At 67.4% G+C, this 16,832-nt stretch carries 13 protein-coding genes; all 13 read left to right on the top strand.

Translation table 11 applies throughout. The features are described from left to right. The first annotated feature begins 2 nt into the window (after nucleotides 1–2). Nucleotides 3–3,473: a type VI secretion system membrane subunit TssM gene (gene tssM / locus VGI12_12390; GenBank protein ID HEY2433465.1), complete on the top strand. Its 3,471-nt coding sequence runs from the start codon at nucleotides 3–5 to the stop codon at nucleotides 3,471–3,473. Between the two features lie 7 nt (nucleotides 3,474–3,480). Then, nucleotides 3,481–4,953, top strand: a complete 1,473-nt coding sequence (gene tagF / locus VGI12_12385; protein HEY2433464.1) for a type VI secretion system-associated protein TagF — start codon at nucleotides 3,481–3,483, stop codon at nucleotides 4,951–4,953. A gap of 169 nt (nucleotides 4,954–5,122) precedes the next feature. Further along, nucleotides 5,123–6,160 carry a type VI secretion system protein TssA gene (gene tssA, locus VGI12_12380; protein HEY2433463.1) on the top strand — a complete coding sequence of 346 codons (1,038 nt, stop codon included), beginning with the start codon at nucleotides 5,123–5,125 and terminating at the stop codon, nucleotides 6,158–6,160. A gap of 30 nt (nucleotides 6,161–6,190) precedes the next feature. Further along, a complete protein-coding gene (gene tssB, locus VGI12_12375) occupies nucleotides 6,191–6,703 on the top strand; it encodes a type VI secretion system contractile sheath small subunit (protein ID HEY2433462.1) in 513 nt (170 codons plus the stop codon). 24 nt (nucleotides 6,704–6,727) lie between these two features. Next, entirely contained in the window at nucleotides 6,728–8,224 is a 1,497-nt protein-coding gene (gene tssC / locus VGI12_12370; GenBank protein ID HEY2433461.1) for a type VI secretion system contractile sheath large subunit, read from the top strand. 81 nt (nucleotides 8,225–8,305) lie between these two features. After that, on the top strand, nucleotides 8,306–8,785 hold the full coding sequence (locus tag VGI12_12365) for a type VI secretion system tube protein Hcp (GenBank protein ID HEY2433460.1): 480 nt from the start codon (nucleotides 8,306–8,308) through the stop codon (nucleotides 8,783–8,785). Nucleotides 8,786–8,803: 18 nt separating this feature from the next. Then, entirely contained in the window at nucleotides 8,804–9,319 is a 516-nt protein-coding gene (locus tag VGI12_12360; GenBank protein HEY2433459.1) for a type VI secretion system tube protein Hcp, read from the top strand. A 3-nt stretch (nucleotides 9,320–9,322) separates the two neighbouring features. Then, nucleotides 9,323–10,165 carry a type VI secretion system accessory protein TagJ gene (locus VGI12_12355; protein HEY2433458.1) on the top strand — a complete coding sequence of 281 codons (843 nt, stop codon included), beginning with the start codon at nucleotides 9,323–9,325 and terminating at the stop codon, nucleotides 10,163–10,165. After that, nucleotides 10,158–10,679 (top strand): type VI secretion system baseplate subunit TssE, encoded by a 522-nt coding sequence (tssE, locus tag VGI12_12350; GenBank protein ID HEY2433457.1) that lies wholly within the window; start codon nucleotides 10,158–10,160, stop codon nucleotides 10,677–10,679. The genes VGI12_12355 and tssE overlap by 8 nt, the downstream gene beginning before the upstream one ends. Next, entirely contained in the window at nucleotides 10,676–12,556 is a 1,881-nt protein-coding gene (gene tssF, locus VGI12_12345; GenBank protein HEY2433456.1) for a type VI secretion system baseplate subunit TssF, read from the top strand. The genes tssE and tssF overlap by 4 nt, the downstream gene beginning before the upstream one ends. After that, nucleotides 12,520–13,593 carry a type VI secretion system baseplate subunit TssG gene (tssG, locus tag VGI12_12340; GenBank protein HEY2433455.1) on the top strand — a complete coding sequence of 358 codons (1,074 nt, stop codon included), beginning with the start codon at nucleotides 12,520–12,522 and terminating at the stop codon, nucleotides 13,591–13,593. Before tssF ends, tssG begins: the two co-directional genes overlap by 37 nt. Beyond that, nucleotides 13,590–16,379: a type VI secretion system ATPase TssH gene (gene tssH / locus VGI12_12335; GenBank protein HEY2433454.1), complete on the top strand. Its 2,790-nt coding sequence runs from the start codon at nucleotides 13,590–13,592 to the stop codon at nucleotides 16,377–16,379. Before tssG ends, tssH begins: the two co-directional genes overlap by 4 nt. Before the next feature lie 7 nt (nucleotides 16,380–16,386). After that, nucleotides 16,387–16,832 (top strand): tetratricopeptide repeat protein (locus VGI12_12330; protein HEY2433453.1); only part of this gene is annotated, 446 nt, incomplete at its 3' end.

Raw genomic sequence — 16,832 nt, 5'->3', positions numbered from 1 at the left:
ACATGTTCGCCTTTCTGAAACGCACCGTCGTCATCCTGATCGGCCTGCTGCTGATCGTCGTCTTCATCTGGTTCGCGGGACCGTACTTCGCGTTTGCCGACTGGCGTCCGCTCGATCCGCCGACCAACCGGCTGATCGCGATCGGCGTGGTCATCGGGTGCTGGATCGCATGGCGGCTGCTCAAGCGGCTGCGCGCGATGCGCGCCGGGGATCGCCTGCTGGCGGCGGTCGCGGCGCCGCGGCCGCAGGCCCAGGAGGAAGCGACACCGGCCGAAGTGGTCAAGCTGCGGGAGCGGTTCGAGGAGGCGGTCGGCGCGCTCAAGGAGCAGCAGCGGACCTCCGGCACGAGCCTCTACGACCTGCCGTGGTACGTGATCATCGGCGCACCGGGCTCCGGCAAGACGACGGCGCTGCTCAACTCCGGCCTGAAATTCCCGCTCGAGCAGCGGGTCGGCAAGGGCGCGCTGCGCGGCGTCGGCGGCACCCGCAACTGCGACTGGTGGTTCGCCGACGAGGCGGTGTTCCTCGACACGGCCGGCCGCTACACCACCCAGGATTCCGACGCGGCCTCCGACAGCGTCGGGTGGAGCGAGTTCCTGGCGCTGCTGCGCAAGTACCGCGCGCGCCGCCCGGTCAACGGCGTCATCCTGACGATCAACGCGCAGGACCTGCTGGTCGGCGGCCCCTCGGCGCGCGGCGCGCATGTCGACGCGGCGCGGCGGCGCCTCGAAGAGCTCAGCCGCGAACTCGGCATCCAGCTGCCCGTGTACGTGATGGTCACCAAGTGCGACCTCGTTGACGGCTTCGCCGAGTACTTCGACGACCTGCGCACCGACGGGCGCGCCCAGGTCTGGGGGGTGACGTTCCCCTACGGACAATCGGTGGCGAACGAGGGACCCGGCGTATTTCCCGCCGAGTTCGATTCGCTGATGGCTCGCCTGAACGAGCGTGTGGTCGACCGCATGCAGGAGGCGCGGGACACGCGGCGGCGGACCAAGATCTTCGGGTTCCCGCAGCAGATGTCGACGATGCGCGAGCCACTCTCCGAATGGCTCACCGACGTCTTCGCCTCGCGGGAGTTCGGCGGCCAGATCCTGCTACGCGGCGTGTACTTCACCAGCGGCACCCAGGAAGGCACCCCGATCGATCGTCTGCTCGGCAGCATCGGCCGCCGCTTCGGCGCCGGCGCGGCGGTCATGGCGCCGCAGGGGCCGGGCAAGGCGTACTTCGTCGAAACGCTGCTGAAGACGGTGATGATCGGCGAGTCGGGGCTCGCCGGAGTGAACCGGCAGCTCGAGCTGCGAAAGGCCTCGGCCCAGCTCGGCGCCTATGCCGCCACCGGAATTCTCGCCACCGCCGGCGTGGTCGCACTGTCGGTCAGCTACAAGAGCAATCACGAGTACCTGACGCAGGCGGCCGCCGACATCGACACCTTCGAGCACACCGCCAAGGTCACGCCGGCCTCGCCGCTGGAGCTGATCGTCGCGCGGCTCGACGCGATCCGCGGCGTCGTCGATTCGGCGAATCGCTACCGTGACACGACGCCGCTGCTGCTGCGATGGGGGCTGTATCAGGGGGGGGCGATCGGCAACTCGGCTCGCGACGCCTACATGCGCGAACTGGACAGCATCCTGCTGCCGCGACTCGCCTCGCAGATCCACGCGCGCATGCGCCAGTACTCGACGCAGCCGGAAAAGCTCTACGAGTACCTGAAGGGATACCTGATGCTGGGCGAACCCAAGCATCTCGACAAGGATCACCTGCAGATGCTCGCGGATCTCGAGTGGCACGCGACCGATCCGGCAATCGCGCAGGCGGCGTCGCAGCATTTCAAGAGCCTTCTCGACAACGCCGGCACGCTGCGGCCCGTCGCGCTCGACGGTCCGCTCGTCACCCAGGCGCGCGCCAGCATCCAGCAGGCATCGATGGCGCGCATCCTCTACAACCAGATCAAGAGCATCTACGCCGATCCGCCCGGCGCGCAGGGGCTGCGCCTCGATCAGCAGGCGGGCATCGGCGCCGACACCGTGTTCAGGCGCCGCAGCGGGGTGCCGCTGTCGACGCCGATGCCGACGCTCTACACCCGCGACACGTTCAAGCAGATCACCACCGAGGGGCGCGCCGTCCTGCTCAAGCGGATGGCCGACGATTCCTGGGTGTGGGGAGACAGCGCGACGGGGGCGCTCGCCAACGCGGGCTCCCTCGTGTCCACGGTCACCAATCTCTACGAGCAGGACTACATCCGGGCCTGGAACGCGGTGCTCGAGGATCTGCAGTTCGCGACGTTCCCGACGATTCCGCAGCTCGACGCCGCGCTGCAGCTGCTCGCCGGGCCGACGTCCCCGCTCCGCGGTCTGCTCCGCGTCGTCGCCGACAACACGACGCTGGTGCAGGCATCCTCCGCGTCGGCTCCGACCGGCGCGCTCGGTCAGGCGACGCAGTCCGTCAAGCAGAAGTTCGAGGATCTGATGAAGCCGGTGCAGGGAGCCGTCGGGATGGCGGCGGTCAATCCTGGGACGGTCGTCACCGCGCAGTTCCAGTGGGCGCGGCAGCTCACGGCGGGCGAAGCCGGCAAGACGCAGCTCGACGGCATCCTCAAGACGCTCGGAGAGATCCAGCAGCAGCTCGACACGCTCGGTCCCGACGTCGCCGGCGGCAGTCCCGTGCAGATTCTGTCGAATCCGGCGTTCCGCGTGCTGATGCAGACGCTGCGGCAGCAGACGGAAGTGCTGCCTCCTGGTCTGCGGACGCTGGTCGCGCAGATCGGCGAAGGGAGCGAGGGCACCGTCAACCAGGAAGCGACGTCGGAGCTCCACAACCTCTATCTGCAGACGGTCGTGCCCGCCTGCCAGACGCTGATTGCCGGCAAGTATCCGTTCGCCAACTCGAACGTCGACGTGCAGCCGGCCGACCTCGGTACGGTCTTCGGCTTCGACGGCGCGTTCGACAAGTTCTTCTCGGATCGTCTCGCCAAGCAAGTCGACACGACCGGGCCCGTCTGGGCGTGGCGGCCGGGATCGGTGATGCTGTCGAACACCCTGCTCGCCCAGTTCCAGGCGGCACAGGCGATACGCGACATGTTCTTCCAGCCCGGGTCGAAGACGCCGTCGGTGCGGTTCTTCGTCACCTTCAGCGATCTCGACAGCAGTGCGACGCGGTTCGTCCTGGCGTTGGACGGACAGAATTTCGACGACAAGCACTTCCGGCAGCCGGGGGTGTGGCCGGGACCTCAGGCCGGCTCCGCGACGACGGCGTGGGAGAGCCGCTATTACGATCCGACCAAGGCGTACGGCGGGCCGTGGGCGTGGTTCCGCCTGATCGACGAATACCGCGAGGGTGTCCCCGATCCGCAGCACGTGCTGCTCAACGTCAAGAACCGCTATCACCGCGTCCACATCACCGTCGAGCCATCGAGCGCCGCGGCCAATCCCTTCACGTCGGCGACCTGGCGGCAATTCAGTTGCGAGTCCTGAGCGACCCATGCAGGTAGGGTTCTACGGCAAGCTGCCCAGCCACGGTGACTTCCTGCGGCGGCGCGTCTCGGACGCGTTCGTGGACGCGTGGGACGGCTGGCTGCGCGAGTGTCTCGCGTCGAGCCAGACGGCGCTCGGCGGCCGCTGGCTCGACGTGTATCTCACCAGTCCGGCCTGGCGGTTTGCCTGCGCGGCAGGTGCGTGCGGACCGCTCCCCGTGCTCGGGGTCGTGGCGCCGAGCGTCGATCAGGTCGGACGGTATTTCCCGCTGACCCTCGTCGCCGAGCTGCCGGCGGAGACCCCGCTCGTCAGCGCCGCCTCGAACTCCGACCGGTTCTTCGAGACCGCCGAGCATCTGGTCATCGAGACGCTCGCGACCGAGCGCGTCGACTTCGACCGCTTCGATCGCCGGGTGGCGGCGCTCGAGCAGGAGCTCGGAGCGCTGGCGCTGCCGCCGTCGCTGGCGCTCGAGGCGGAGGCGACGGCGATTCTGACCGACAGTCCGCGCGCCTGGCATCTCCCGCTCGGCACGTCCTCCGACGTCCGGAGCGCGTTCGAGCAGCTCCTCTCGCTGCATCTCGAATCGAAGTACCGGCCGCTGGTGCTCTGGTGGAGCGAGGGGTCGGCGGTGGTCGAGCCGAGCTGCCTGATCGTCAAGGGTCTGCCCCCGCCGACGTTGTATCCGGCGTTTCTCGAGGGGGCGTGGCCGGCGCACCAGTGGCAGTCGCTGCCGACGCGGGTGTCGGGCGAGATCACGCTGTCGAACACGGCCGCGATCGAGCCGGCCGGCGCCCTCTACCTGCACTCGGCGGCCGCCACCGACGTCGGGCGGGCCCGCACCAACAACGAGGACGGGTTCGTCGAGCGCCCCGAGGCAGGTATCTGGGCCGTCGCCGACGGCATGGGGGGCCACAGCCACGGCGAGGTGGCGAGCCGGATGGTGTGCGACGCGCTCGCCGAATTTCCGCTCGACGGAACGTTCGAGGAAGCCGTCGACAACGCGATGAAGCGCGTCCAGGACGTGAACGATCATCTGGTGCGGTCGTCGATGCACGCTGCGCTCACCGAGCGCGCCGGCAGCACCGTCGTCGTCCTGCTCGTCCGCGGTCCGAAATCGGCGGTGCTGTGGGCCGGCGACAGCCGCGTGTATCGCTGGCGTGGCGGCACGCTCGAGCAGCTGACGCGCGATCACAGCCTCGCGGAGCTGGAGGGATCGAACCCGCTGCAGTCGAGCGTGATCACGCGCGCCGTCGGCATGGACACCGATCTGGTGCTCGACGTCCATCGCGACTCGGTGCTGGCGGACGATCGCTTCCTGCTTTGTTCGGACGGCCTGACGCGCGTCCTGACGGTGGAGCAGATTGGCACCTTGATGGCGACCCCGGATATTCGTGCCGCGGTGGACGGCCTGATCCAGGCGACGCTCGACGCCGGGGCCCCGGACAACGTCACCGTCCTGATTGCGGAAGTGCAGCACTAGCGGAGGGGCGTCGCGGAATGTACGGTGGCGCGAAAGGGAACGCTCTCCCGCGCTTGACGTCCCATCGGGGACTGTTCCGGAAGCACCAGTTCGACCCGGTCGCGATGCCGTCGCCGTTTTCGGATAGAATGCGGAACCTCAACCCCCGGGAAGAGAGGCTTCCTTTTCGATGAGTGCTGGCTGGGACGCTCAGGCGCTGCTCGCGCCGCTTGGCGGCGAGCAACCCTGCGGACAGAACCCTGACGACACAGGGGCGCTCGTCGCCTTCGACGCGCTCCGTCTGTTCGGCCAGTCCCGTTCGCCCGAAGCCGCGCCCGACGCCGAGGAAAGCGACAAGGAAGCCGCCAAGACCCGCGCCCCCCTCGAATGGGGACGCGTCCGCTCGGATGCGCTCGAGGCGCTCGGAAAAAGCAAGGATTTACGACTGCTGGCCTATCTGGCGATGGCGTCGCTCAGGACCGATGGGCTGACGTCCTTTGCCGAGACTCTGACGACGGCCTCGAAGTGGCTCGAGACGTATTGGCCCACCGTGTACCCGGCGCTCGACGAAGACGCGGTTGCCCGGCGCAACGCGCTCAATTGCTTCGCCGACCCGATGGCGATGGTCGACCGGGTGTGGCGGCTGCCGCTCGTCACCAGCCGTCAGCACGGCCGCTACAGCCTGCGCGACATCGAGGTGGCACGGGGCATGGCGCAGGCGGGCCCACTCGAGGCCAAGGCGGACGAAGCCGCTATCCGCATGGCCTTCAAGGAGATCCCGCTCGACGAGCTGACCACCGCGGATCAGGGGGTCACCGACGGGATGGCGGCGATGAACGCCATCGATGCCAAGATGCGGAGCGAAGGCGGGCCTGAGGTGGCCCCCGATTTCGGGCCGCTCCTGACACAATTCGCCAAGCTCTCCCGGATATATAAGGAGGAGCTCGCGACGCGGGTCGAGTTCGTCGGCGGAGCACCAGGCGAAGGACAGGCTGGCGAGGGGCCGGGAGGGTTCGTCGCCGGGGTGATCAACTCGCGCGCGGACGCGATTCGGGCTCTGGACGCGGTGGCGGACTACTTCCGGCGCAGCGAGCCGTCGAGCCCGATCCCGCTGTTTGTCGAGCGCGCCAAGCGTCTGGTGGCGAAGGATTTTCTGGAAGTACTGGCCGACATCGCGCCCGACGCGTTGACGGTGGCGAGGGCCGCCGGCGGCCTGAAGAATGAGTGAGTAACGCGCTATCCCTGAGGGAGGTATTCCGTGGCGAAGGCGAGCAGTCAGAAATTCATTGCACGCAACCGGGCGCCCCGCGTCCAGATCGAGTACGACGTAGAGCTGTACGGCGCCGAAAAAAAGGTCCAGCTGCCGTTCGTGATGGGGGTGCTCGCGGATCTGAGCGGCAAGCCCGCCGAGCCGCTGGCCCCGGTCGCCGATCGCAAGTTCCTCGACATCGACGTCGATAACTTCGACAGCCGCATGAAGGCGATGAAGCCGCGTGCGGCGTTCCAGGTCCCGAACACGCTGACCGGTGAGGGGAACCTGAGCGTCGAGCTGACGTTCGAGAGCATGGACGACTTTTCGCCGGCGGCGGTCGCCAGCAAAGTCGACGCGCTGAGCAAGCTGCTCGAAGCCCGCAAGCAGCTGGCCAACCTGATCACCTATATGGACGGCAAGACCGGGGCGGAGGATCTGGTCGCCAAGCTTCTGCAGGATCCCGCCCTGCTGCAAACGCTTGCCGCGTCGAAGAATCCGGGGGAATCCTCCGGGTCCTGACGGGACCTGTAACGGAGAACAGCCATGGCAGACCCCAAAGCGCAGCAGGAGCAGACATCGGCCATCGGGGCCGTCGAAGCGAGCGATTTCGACTCGCTGTTGAAGAAGGAATTCAAGCCGAAGACCGACGAGGCGAAGGATGCCGTCGAACGGGCGGTGCGGACGCTCGCCGAGCAGGCCCTGTCGCAGACGAAGCTTGTCAGCACCGACGTCGTCAAGTCGATCGAGGCGATCATCGCGCAGCTCGACAAGAAGCTGACCGAGCAGATCAATCTGATCATGCACCAGGAGGAGTTCCAGAAGCTGGAAGGCGCGTGGCGCGGGCTTCACTATCTCGTCAACAACACCGAGACCGACGAGATGCTGAAGATCCGCGTGATGAACATCAGCAAGCTGGATCTGGGCAAGACGCTGAAGCGCTACAAGGGCACGGCGTGGGACCAGAGTCCGCTGTTCAAGAAGGTCTACGAAGCGGAGTACGGGCAGTTCGGCGGCGAGCCGTTCGGCTGTCTCGTCGGCGACTACTTCTTCGATCAGACGGCGCCCGACATCGAGCTGCTCGGCGAGATGTCGCAGGTGGCGGCGGCGGCGCATGCGCCGTTCATCGCCGGCGCCTCGCCGACCATCATGCAGATGGCGACGTGGCAGGAACTGGCCAACCCGCGCGACCTGACCAAGATCTTCACGACGCCGGAGTATGCGGCGTGGCGCTCGCTGCGCGAGTCGGAGGATGCGCGCTACCTGGGGCTGGCGATGCCGCGCTTCCTGTCGCGCCTGCCCTACGGCGCCAAGACCAACCCGGTCGAGGACTTCGCGTTCGAGGAGGACACCGGCGCCGCCGATCACAGCCGCTACACCTGGTCGAACGCCGCCTACGCGATGGCGACGAACATCAACCGTTCGTTCAAGATGTACGGCTGGTGCTCGCGGATCCGCGGCGTGGAATCGGGCGGCGCGGTCGAGGGGCTCCCGGTCCACACCTTCCCGACCGACGACGGCGGGGTCGACATGAAGTGCCCGACCGAGATCGCGATCAGCGATCGTCGCGAGGCCGAGCTCGCCAAGAACGGCTTCATGCCGCTGCTGCACCGCAAGAACTCCGATTTCGCGGCGTTCATCGGCGCGCAGTCGGTGCAGAAGCCGGCGGAGTACACCGATCCCGACGCCACCGCGAATGCGAACCTCGCGGCGCGGCTGCCGTATCTGTTTGCATGCTGCCGCTTCGCGCACTACCTCAAGTGCATCGTGCGCGACAAGATCGGGTCGTTCAAGGAACGCGACGACATGCAGGTGTGGCTGCAGAAGTGGATCATGAACTACGTCGACGGCGATCCGGCGCACTCGTCGGAGACGACCAAGGCACAGAAGCCGCTGGCCGCCGCCGAAGTGCAGGTCACCGAGATCGAAGGCAATCCCGGCTACTATGCGGCGAAGTTCTTCCTGCGCCCGCACTATCAGCTGGAAGGACTCACCGTTTCGCTGCGCCTCGTCTCCAAGCTCCCGTCGGCGAAGGCCGGTTAGAGCCCGACGACTCGAGCAAGGGACAGGCGCTGTTCGGATCCACCCGGGAGACCGTTATTCACGTGAAGGAGCGTTGAAACCATGGCATCGGACATCTTCGCAAAGCTCGGCGACATCAAGGGCGAATCGCTCGACGACAAGCACAAGGACGAGATCGAAGTCGTGTCGTTCTCCTGGGGTGTCGACAACCGGGGATCGATGGCGTTCGGCAGCGGCGGCGGCGAGGGCAAGGCGTCCTTCCACGATCTGTCGTTCGTGCACAAGGTCGACAAGGCGTCGCCGATCCTGATGCAGTCCTGCGCGACCGGCGTGCACCTCAAGGAGGGCACGGTCACCCACCGCAAGTCGGGCAAGGGACAGCAGGAGTTCCTAGTCATCAAGATGAACGACCTCATCGTCACCAGCGTGCTGCCCGGCCACAGCGGCGACGGCGGCGCGACGGAGACCGTGACGCTGGCGTTCGCCAAGGTGGCGGTCGAGTACAAGCCGCAGAAGGCGGATGGCTCGCTCGATGCCGGGATCCACTTCAAGTACGACCTGAAGGCCCAGAAGGAAGCGTAAGCCAGCAGGAGTACTCGCGTGGCACCCACGAAGGAGCAGCTCGGCACCGGTGACATGTTCTTCAAGGTCAAAGGGGCCAAGCACGGCGATATTCAGGGCGAGTCCCAGGATCAGAAGCACAAGAACGAAATCGAAGTGCTCAGCTGGTCCTGGGGCATGCAGGGCAAGTCTTCGCTTGGCGGCGGGCCTGCCACCGGCAAGGCGACGATGCGCGAGCTGCGCATCGTCAAGAAAGTCGACAAGGCCTCCACCGCCCTGATGTCTGCGCTGCGCGGCAACGAGCCGATCAAGGAGGGCATCCTGACGCTCAGGAAGACCGGCGGCTCGAAGATCGAGTACCTGAAGATCACGATCAATGACGGCCGCGTGATGTCGCTGGACGTCGACGCGGGAGATGCCTCGGGAAGCTCGACGCTGATCGAGCGGGTGAGCTTCTCGTTCAACAAGATCGCCGTGGAGTACACGCCTCAGGGTGGCGACGGCCTGCCGCTCGGGGCGACCTCGTTCGAAGACCAGTGGAGCGAGACGAGCTAGATCATGACATTGTCTGGCGCTGCCGAGCGGGCTCTGAAGGACGGCGACCCTCACGCCGCGCTGGCGCGGCTGCAGGAGGACGTCCGCGCGCGGCCGTCCGACGCCAAGCTGCGGGTGTTTCTGTTCCAGCTCCTGTGCGTGCTCGGCGACTGGGAGCGCGCGCTCAATCAGCTGAAAGTGTCGTCGGAGATGGACCCGCTCGCCCTGCCGATGGCGCAGATGTACGGCGAGGCGGTGCGGTGCGAGGCGGTCCGCCAGGAGGTCTTCGCGGGACGCAAGTCGCCGATGATTCTCGGCGAGCCCGACGAATGGCTCGCGCTGCTCATCGAATCGCGGCTTCGCGCCGGCCGCGGCGAGACCGCGCAGGCCGAGGATCTGCGGGGCCGCGCGTTCGAGCAGGCGCCCGGCTCGAGCGGCGACATCGACGGCACGCCGTTCGAGTGGATTGCCGACGCGGATTCGCGACTGGGGCCGGTCGTCGAGGCGATCGTCAACGGACGCTATTACTGGGTGCCGTTTTCGCGCATCAAGATGATCGCGTTCGAGAAGCCGGAAGACCTACGCGATCTGATCTGGATGCCGGCCCACGTCGACTTCGCAAACGGCGGCGAATCGCTCGCGCTGATTCCGACCCGCTACCCCGGATCGGAGTCGTCCGCCGACGGCGCGGTCGCCCTGGCGCGCAAGACGATCTGGGAGCCGTTTGCCGACGATGCATACGCCGGAGTCGGCCAGCGAGTGTTCGCGACAGACGCCGGCGAAGTGCCGATGCTTGAGATCCGCGCGATCTCGCTGCGGCACGACGGCGCAGCCGCCGACGCCGCGGCCACCGCCGACCATGCCTGACCCGCGTAGTCCGGAAGACCAGCTGCAGCCCGCGCTGCTGGATCGGTTGACGGACGAAGAACCCGAACAGAAGCTCGAGCCCCGGGCGCAGCGCGTCATCAGCAAGCGCCAGCTGCGACAGGCCGTCCTCCGCGATCTCGCCTGGCTGCTCAACTCGACGCGGCTCGACGCCAACATGGACGCGGCCGTGTTTCCGCTGGCGCGGCGATCGGTCATCAACTACGGGCTGCCGGCGCTGTCGGGCGAGACCGCTACCTCGATCGAAGTCTCGGACCTCGAGCGCGGCATCCGCCAGGCCATCCTCGACTACGAACCGCGCCTGCTGGCGTCATCGCTGCGCGTCAAGGCGATCGAGGTCGGCGAGTTCGAGAATCACAACGTCATCGGCATCGAGATCTCGGGGCAGCTGTGGGCGCAGCCGATCCCCATCGATCTGCTGGTGCGCACGGAGATCGACCTCGAGACGGGCAAGGTGGAGATCGCCGACGTAGCCGAGACGCGGGCCTCGCCATGAACCCGCGCCTGCTCCAGCTCTACGAATTCGAGCTCCAGCATTTGCGCGAGATGGGCGCCGAGTTCGCGGCGCAGTCGCCGAAGATCGCGGCGCGACTCGGCATCCGCGGGGTCGATATCGTCGACGACCCGTACGTCGAACGGCTGCTCGAGGGAGCGGCGTTCCTCGCGGCACGCGTGCAACTGAAGCTCGACGCGGAGTTTCCGCGCTTCACCCAGGCGCTGCTCGAGATCATCTACCCGCACTATCTGGCGCCGACGCCGTCGATGCTCGTCGCCCAGCTGCAGCCGGACAAGAACGAGCCGACGCTCGCCGACGGCAACCGTGTCGTGCCGCGCGGCACCACCTTGTTCTCGATCCAGGGGCCCGACGACGCCACGGCGTGCGAGTTCCGAACCGCGCACGACGTGCCGCTGCTGCCGGTCGAAGTCGCCTCGGCGACCTATTTCTCCTACGCCCCGGATCTGCCCCTCAACGCGCTGTCGCTGTCGCAGCCGATTCGGGGCGGTGTCCGTATCCGGCTCAAGACGACGGCAGGCCTCAAGTTCGAGCAGACGTCGATCCAGCGCCTCGGCTTCTATCTGGGCGGCCGCGACGACGTGGCCTACAAGCTGCTGGAGCTCCTGCTGTCGAGCGGCCTCGGCGTGCTGGTCCGGCCGGTCGGGGGCCGGCCGCAGGATTTCACGCTGCTGCCGCCCTCGACCATTCGTCCGGTCGGGTTCGCCGACGACGAGGCGCTGCTGCCGCTCGGGCTGCGGTCGTTCCAGGGTTATCGGCTGCTGCAGGAATACTTCGCGCTGCCGCAGCGTTTCCGCTTCGTCGAGCTGACCGGACTTGACGCGAGCCTGCGGCGGGCCGGCGGCGGCGAGGTGGAAATCGTCGTGTTGCTCGGCCGCGGCGATCCGACGCTCGAGAGCGTGATGGACGCGTCGAACCTGCGGCTGTTCTGTACGCCGGCCGTCAACCTGTTCGAGAAGTCACGCATCGATCGCGTCCACGTCAGCGATTCCACCTACGAGTTCCACGTCGTGGCCGACCGCACGCGGCCGCTCGATTTCGAGATCTATCAGATCACCGAGGTGATCGGCCACGGTACGGGAGACGACAGCGAACAGCAGTTCCTGCCGTTCTACGAGTCGTCGAGCCGCGATGTCCGAGACGAATCGGCGTACTTCACGACGCGGCGGCAGCTGCGGGTGATTCCGCCCGACCAGCGGCGCCGCACGCGCTCGGGCTACGTCGGCAGCGAGGTGTTCCTGTCGCTGGTCGATTCCAAGCAGGCGCCGTTCAGCGCCGATCTCCGGCAGCTGTCGATCCGCGCCCTTTGCACGAATCGCGACCTGGCGCTCCAGATGCCGCTCGGCCTCGGCCAGACCGATTTTTCGCTGAACATCGCCGCGCCGGTCACCTCGGTGCGCGTGATCAGCGGTCCGAGCCGGCCATTCTCACCGGTGGCGGACGGCGCGATCGCCTGGCGTGCGATCAGCCACCTGTCGCTCAACTATCTGTCCCTCGTCGGGGCGACCGGACAGCAGGGAGCCAAGGCGCTTCGCGATCTGCTCGAGCTGTACGCGACCACGACCGACGTCTCGGCGCGTCGCCAGATCGAAGGCATCCTCTCGGTGAACGCCAACCGCGTGGTGCGGCGGCTGCCGGGCCGCGGGCCGATCGCCTTCGGACGCGGCGTGCAGGTCAGCGTGGAAGTGGACGAAATGGCGTTCGAGGGGAGCAGCGCCTTTCTCCTCGGCGCAGTGCTCGACCGCTACTTCGCGCGCTACGTATCGATCAACGCCGTGACGGAAACGGTGCTCCGCTCGCAGAGCCGGGGCGAGATCAATCGATGGATGCCAAACTGGGGAACCAGGCCGACACTCTGAGCTTTCTGGACGCCCTGTCGAAGGAGCCGTACCGCTACGACTTCTACCAGGCGCTGCGGCGGCTCGAGTGTCTGTACGCCGACAAGCCGCTGTGGGGGACGGCGCTGCGTCCGATCGACGAAGCGATCCGGTTCGGCCAGCCGCCGGAGCTGACGTTTCCGCCCGCGCCGATCGCCGCGCTCGAGTTCGGCCGCGACGGCGCGCCGCCGCGGCTGCAGGTCCGGCTCTTCGGCCTGCTCGGGCCGAACGGCCCGCTTCCGCTCCACATCACGGAGTACGCGCGCGAGCGGCTGCGCCACGCCGGCGACCGGGCGCTGTGCAACTTCCTCGACCTGTTCCACCACCGGTTCATCGCTTTCTTCTATCGGGCCTGGGCCCAGGCGCAGCCGCACGTCAACCGCGATCGCCCCGGCCGCGATCGGTTCCGCGTCTACGTCGGCTCGTTCGTCGGCATCGCCCCCGACGCGCTGCGCGATCGCGACAGCGTGTCCGACCTGGCGCGCCTGTTTCACACCGGCACGCTCATTCGACAGGTCCGCAACGCCGAGGGGCTGGCGCAGATCGTCGCCGAGTTCTTCGGGGTCGAGGCCCGCATCGAGGAGTTCGTGGCGCACTGGCTCGTACTGGAGGCGCCGACCCGCACCCGGCTCGGTCGTCCCGGATCGTCGCTCGGCGACGGCGCCGTGCTCGGCCCCCGCGTCTGGGATCGCCAGGGCAAGTTCAGGATTCATCTCGGGCCGTTGACCCTCGCGGAGTACGAATCCTTTCTGCCGTCGACGATTCGCGGCGGCCATGTGGCGCGCGGCGGCAAGCGCCTGCGCGAATTGGTCGACTGGGTGCGTTTCTACCTCAGTTTCGAACTGGATTGGGACGTGCGGCTCCATCTGAAGCCCGGCGAAGTACCGGTCCTGCAATTGGGCCGCGCCGGGCAGCTGGGCTGGACGACGTGGTTGGGCAGACGGCGCGGCCGCGAAGATGCCGCCGATCTGATCCTCGATGGTGAATGGTGTGTTGGTGACAATCGAGCCGCTGCATGAGTGAAATCAATCGATCTGCGTCATTTGGCAAGTTGAACAGCCTCGCCTACAAGGCCATCGAGGGGGCGACCGTCGTCTGCAAGCTGCGCGGCAACCCCTACGTGGAGCTGGTGCACTGGATCCAGCAGATCCTGAACGCACAGGATTCCGACTTGCACCGCATCATCCGCCACTTCGAGGTGGATTCGTCGCGGCTCGCCAAGGATCTGACCGAGGCGCTCGATCGCCTGCCGCGCGGCGCGACGGCGATCTCGGATCTCTCGACCCACATCGAGAACACCGTCGAGCGCGGCTGGGTCTACGCGTCGCTGATGTTCGGCGAGTCGAGGATCCGGACCGGCCATCTGATGGTCGGGATGATCAAGACGCCGTCGCTGCGCAACGCGCTGCTCGCGATCTCGAAGCACTTCGACGCGATCAAGTCGGACGCGCTGACCGACGGCTTCGCCAAGATCGTCGGCGGCTCGCCGGAGGACGCGCTGGGGGCGACCGACGCCTCGTCGACGGCGGCGCCCGGCGAAGCCAGCGGCGCGATGGCGCCGGCACAGCTCGGCAAGCAGGAAGCGCTCAAGCGCTACGCCACCAACCTCACCGAACGGGCGAAGAAGGGGCAGCTCGATCCGGTGAGCGGGCGCGACGAGGAGATCCGTCAGATCGTCGACATCCTGATGCGGCGCCGCCAGAACAACCCGATCCTGACCGGCGAGGCCGGCGTCGGCAAGACCGCGGTGGTCGAGGGCTTCGCCGCGCGGATCGCCGCCGGCGACGTCCCGCCGCCATTGAAGAACGTGCAGCTCTACACGCTCGACATCGGGTTGCTGCAGGCCGGTGCCAGCATGAAGGGCGAGTTCGAGAACCGCCTGCGCCAGGTGATCGACGAAGTACAGGCCTCGCCCGTCCCGATCATCCTGTTCGTCGACGAGGCCCACACCCTGATCGGCGCCGGCGGATCGGCCGGCACGGGCGACGCGGCGAATCTGCTGAAGCCGGCGCTGGCGCGCGGCACCTTGCGCACGATCGCGGCGACGACCTGGGCGGAATACAAGAAGTACATCGAGAAGGACCCGGCGCTCACCCGCCGCTTCCAGGTCGTCCAGGTGTCGGAGCCGAGCGAGGAGAAGGCGACGCTCATGGTGCGCGGCGTGGCGTCGACGCTCGAAAAGCATCACCGGGTGCAGTTGCTGGACGAAGCCCTCGAGGCGGCTGTGCGGCTGTCGCACCGCTACATTCCGGCGCGCCAGCTGCCCGACAAGGCGGTGAGCCTGCTCGACACGGTCTGCGCGCGCGTCGCGATCAGCCAGCACGCGGTGCCGGCGCAGCTCGAAGACTGCCGGCGCACGATCGAAGGGCTCGAGATCGAGCGCGGGATCATCAACCGCGAGGAGTCGGTCGGTGTCGAGGTCGAGGCGCGCCGCAAGGCGTGCGAGGACAAGCTGACGGCGGCGAACGCCAGGCGCGTCGAGCTGGAAGCGCGCTGGGAAGCGGAGCGCAAGCTCGCCGATCGGGTCCTCGAGATTCGCGCCACCCTGCGCGCCGCCGCCGACGGCAGCGCGGCGGCGGCGAAAGAGGCCGCGAAGGCGGGCGCGACAGCCGCGGCGGCACCGGCACCACCGGTGACGCCGGGCGCTGCCGCACCGGCTGCCGCAGACGCGGCGCCGGCATCGGCAGGCCTCGCGCCGGCGTTGGCGCCGGAGCAGCGCGCCACGCTGCTCGCCGAGCTGCGTGATCTCCAGTCGCAGCTCACGACGCTGCAGGGAGAGTCGCCGCTGATCCTGCCGAGCGTCGACGAACAGGCGGTGGCGTCGGTCGTCCAGGACTGGACCGGCGTTCCCGTCGGCCGCATGGTCAAGAACGAGGTCGGCTCGCTGCTGCACCTCGCCGAGACGCTGAACCAGCGCGTCATCGGCCAGCGGCATGCGCTCGACATCATCGCGCGGCGCATCCAGACCTCGCGCGCCAAACTCGACAACCCCAACAAGCCGATCGGCGTGTTCATGCTCTGCGGACCGTCGGGTGTCGGCAAGACCGAGACGGCGCTGACGCTGGCCGAAGCGCTCTACGGCGGCGAGCAGAACGTCATCACCATCAACATGAGCGAGTTCCAGGAGAAGCACACCGTTTCGACGCTCAAGGGCTCGCCGCCCGGATACGTCGGCTACGGCGAAGGCGGCATCCTGACCGAGGCGGTGCGCCGCCGCCCCTACAGCGTCGTGCTGCTCGACGAGATCGAGAAAGCGCATTCCGACGTGCACGAGCTGTTCTTCCAGGTCTTCGACAAGGGCTGGATGGAGGACGCGGAGGGGCGCTACATCGACTTCAAGAACACGGTGATCCTGCTGACCTCGAACGTCGGCACCGAGCTCATCGCCAGCATGTGCAAGGACCCCGAGCTGATGCCGAATCCCGAGGGCATCGCCAAGGCGCTGCGCGAGCCGCTGCTCAAGAAATTCCCCGCGGCGCTGCTCGGACGGCTGGTGGTCATTCCCTACTATCCGCTCAGCGACGCGATGCTCGCGAACATCGTCCGGCTGCAGCTCGGGCGGATCGCCAGGCGGGTGACGGATCACCACAAGATTCCGTTCACCTACGACGAAGACGCGATCAAGCTGATCGTCAGCCGCTGCACCGAGGTCGAGAGCGGCGGCCGCATGATCGACGCCATCCTCACCAATACGGTGCTCCCGGAGATCAGCCAGGAGTACTTGAAGCGGACGCTGGAAGGCCAGTCGCTGAAGGGGATCCAGCTCAAGGTCGCGAACGGCGATTTCGAGTACCGGTTCGAATGAGTCGGCGATGGGCAACCGCATGCAGGACGTGCTCGGCGAACCCCTCGGCGACCAGCCCGAGGAGCCAACGCGCGAGCTGACCGTCGAGGAGGCGATTGATCTGGCGATCCAGTTGCAGCGGCAAGGGGACTTCGACGCGGCCGCGATCATGTTTCGCGAGATTCGCACCGTCGCGCCGAGCGATGTCCGGGCGATGCACTATGCCGGCGTGCTGGCGCACCAGCAGGGCCGCAGCGGCGAGGCCGTCGATTTGATCGCGCAGAGCCTGGCACTCGACGGCAGCCGCGCCGACTGGCACAACAACCTCGCGATCGTGCTGCAGCGGGCGTCGCGGTTCGACGAGGCGATCGCCGCCTATCAGCGGGCCATTGCGCTCAACCCGTCGCACGTCGCGGCTCACAGCAATCTCGGCGTGCTGCTGCGCGCGACCAATCGTCCTCAGGAGGCGGAGGC

The organism is Vicinamibacterales bacterium, assembly GCA_036496585.1.
Lineage (GTDB): Bacteria > Acidobacteriota > Vicinamibacteria > Vicinamibacterales > 2-12-FULL-66-21 > JAICSD01.
Note: the sequence above shows the minus strand (reverse complement) of the source record. Positions and strands in the feature narration are given on the sequence as shown.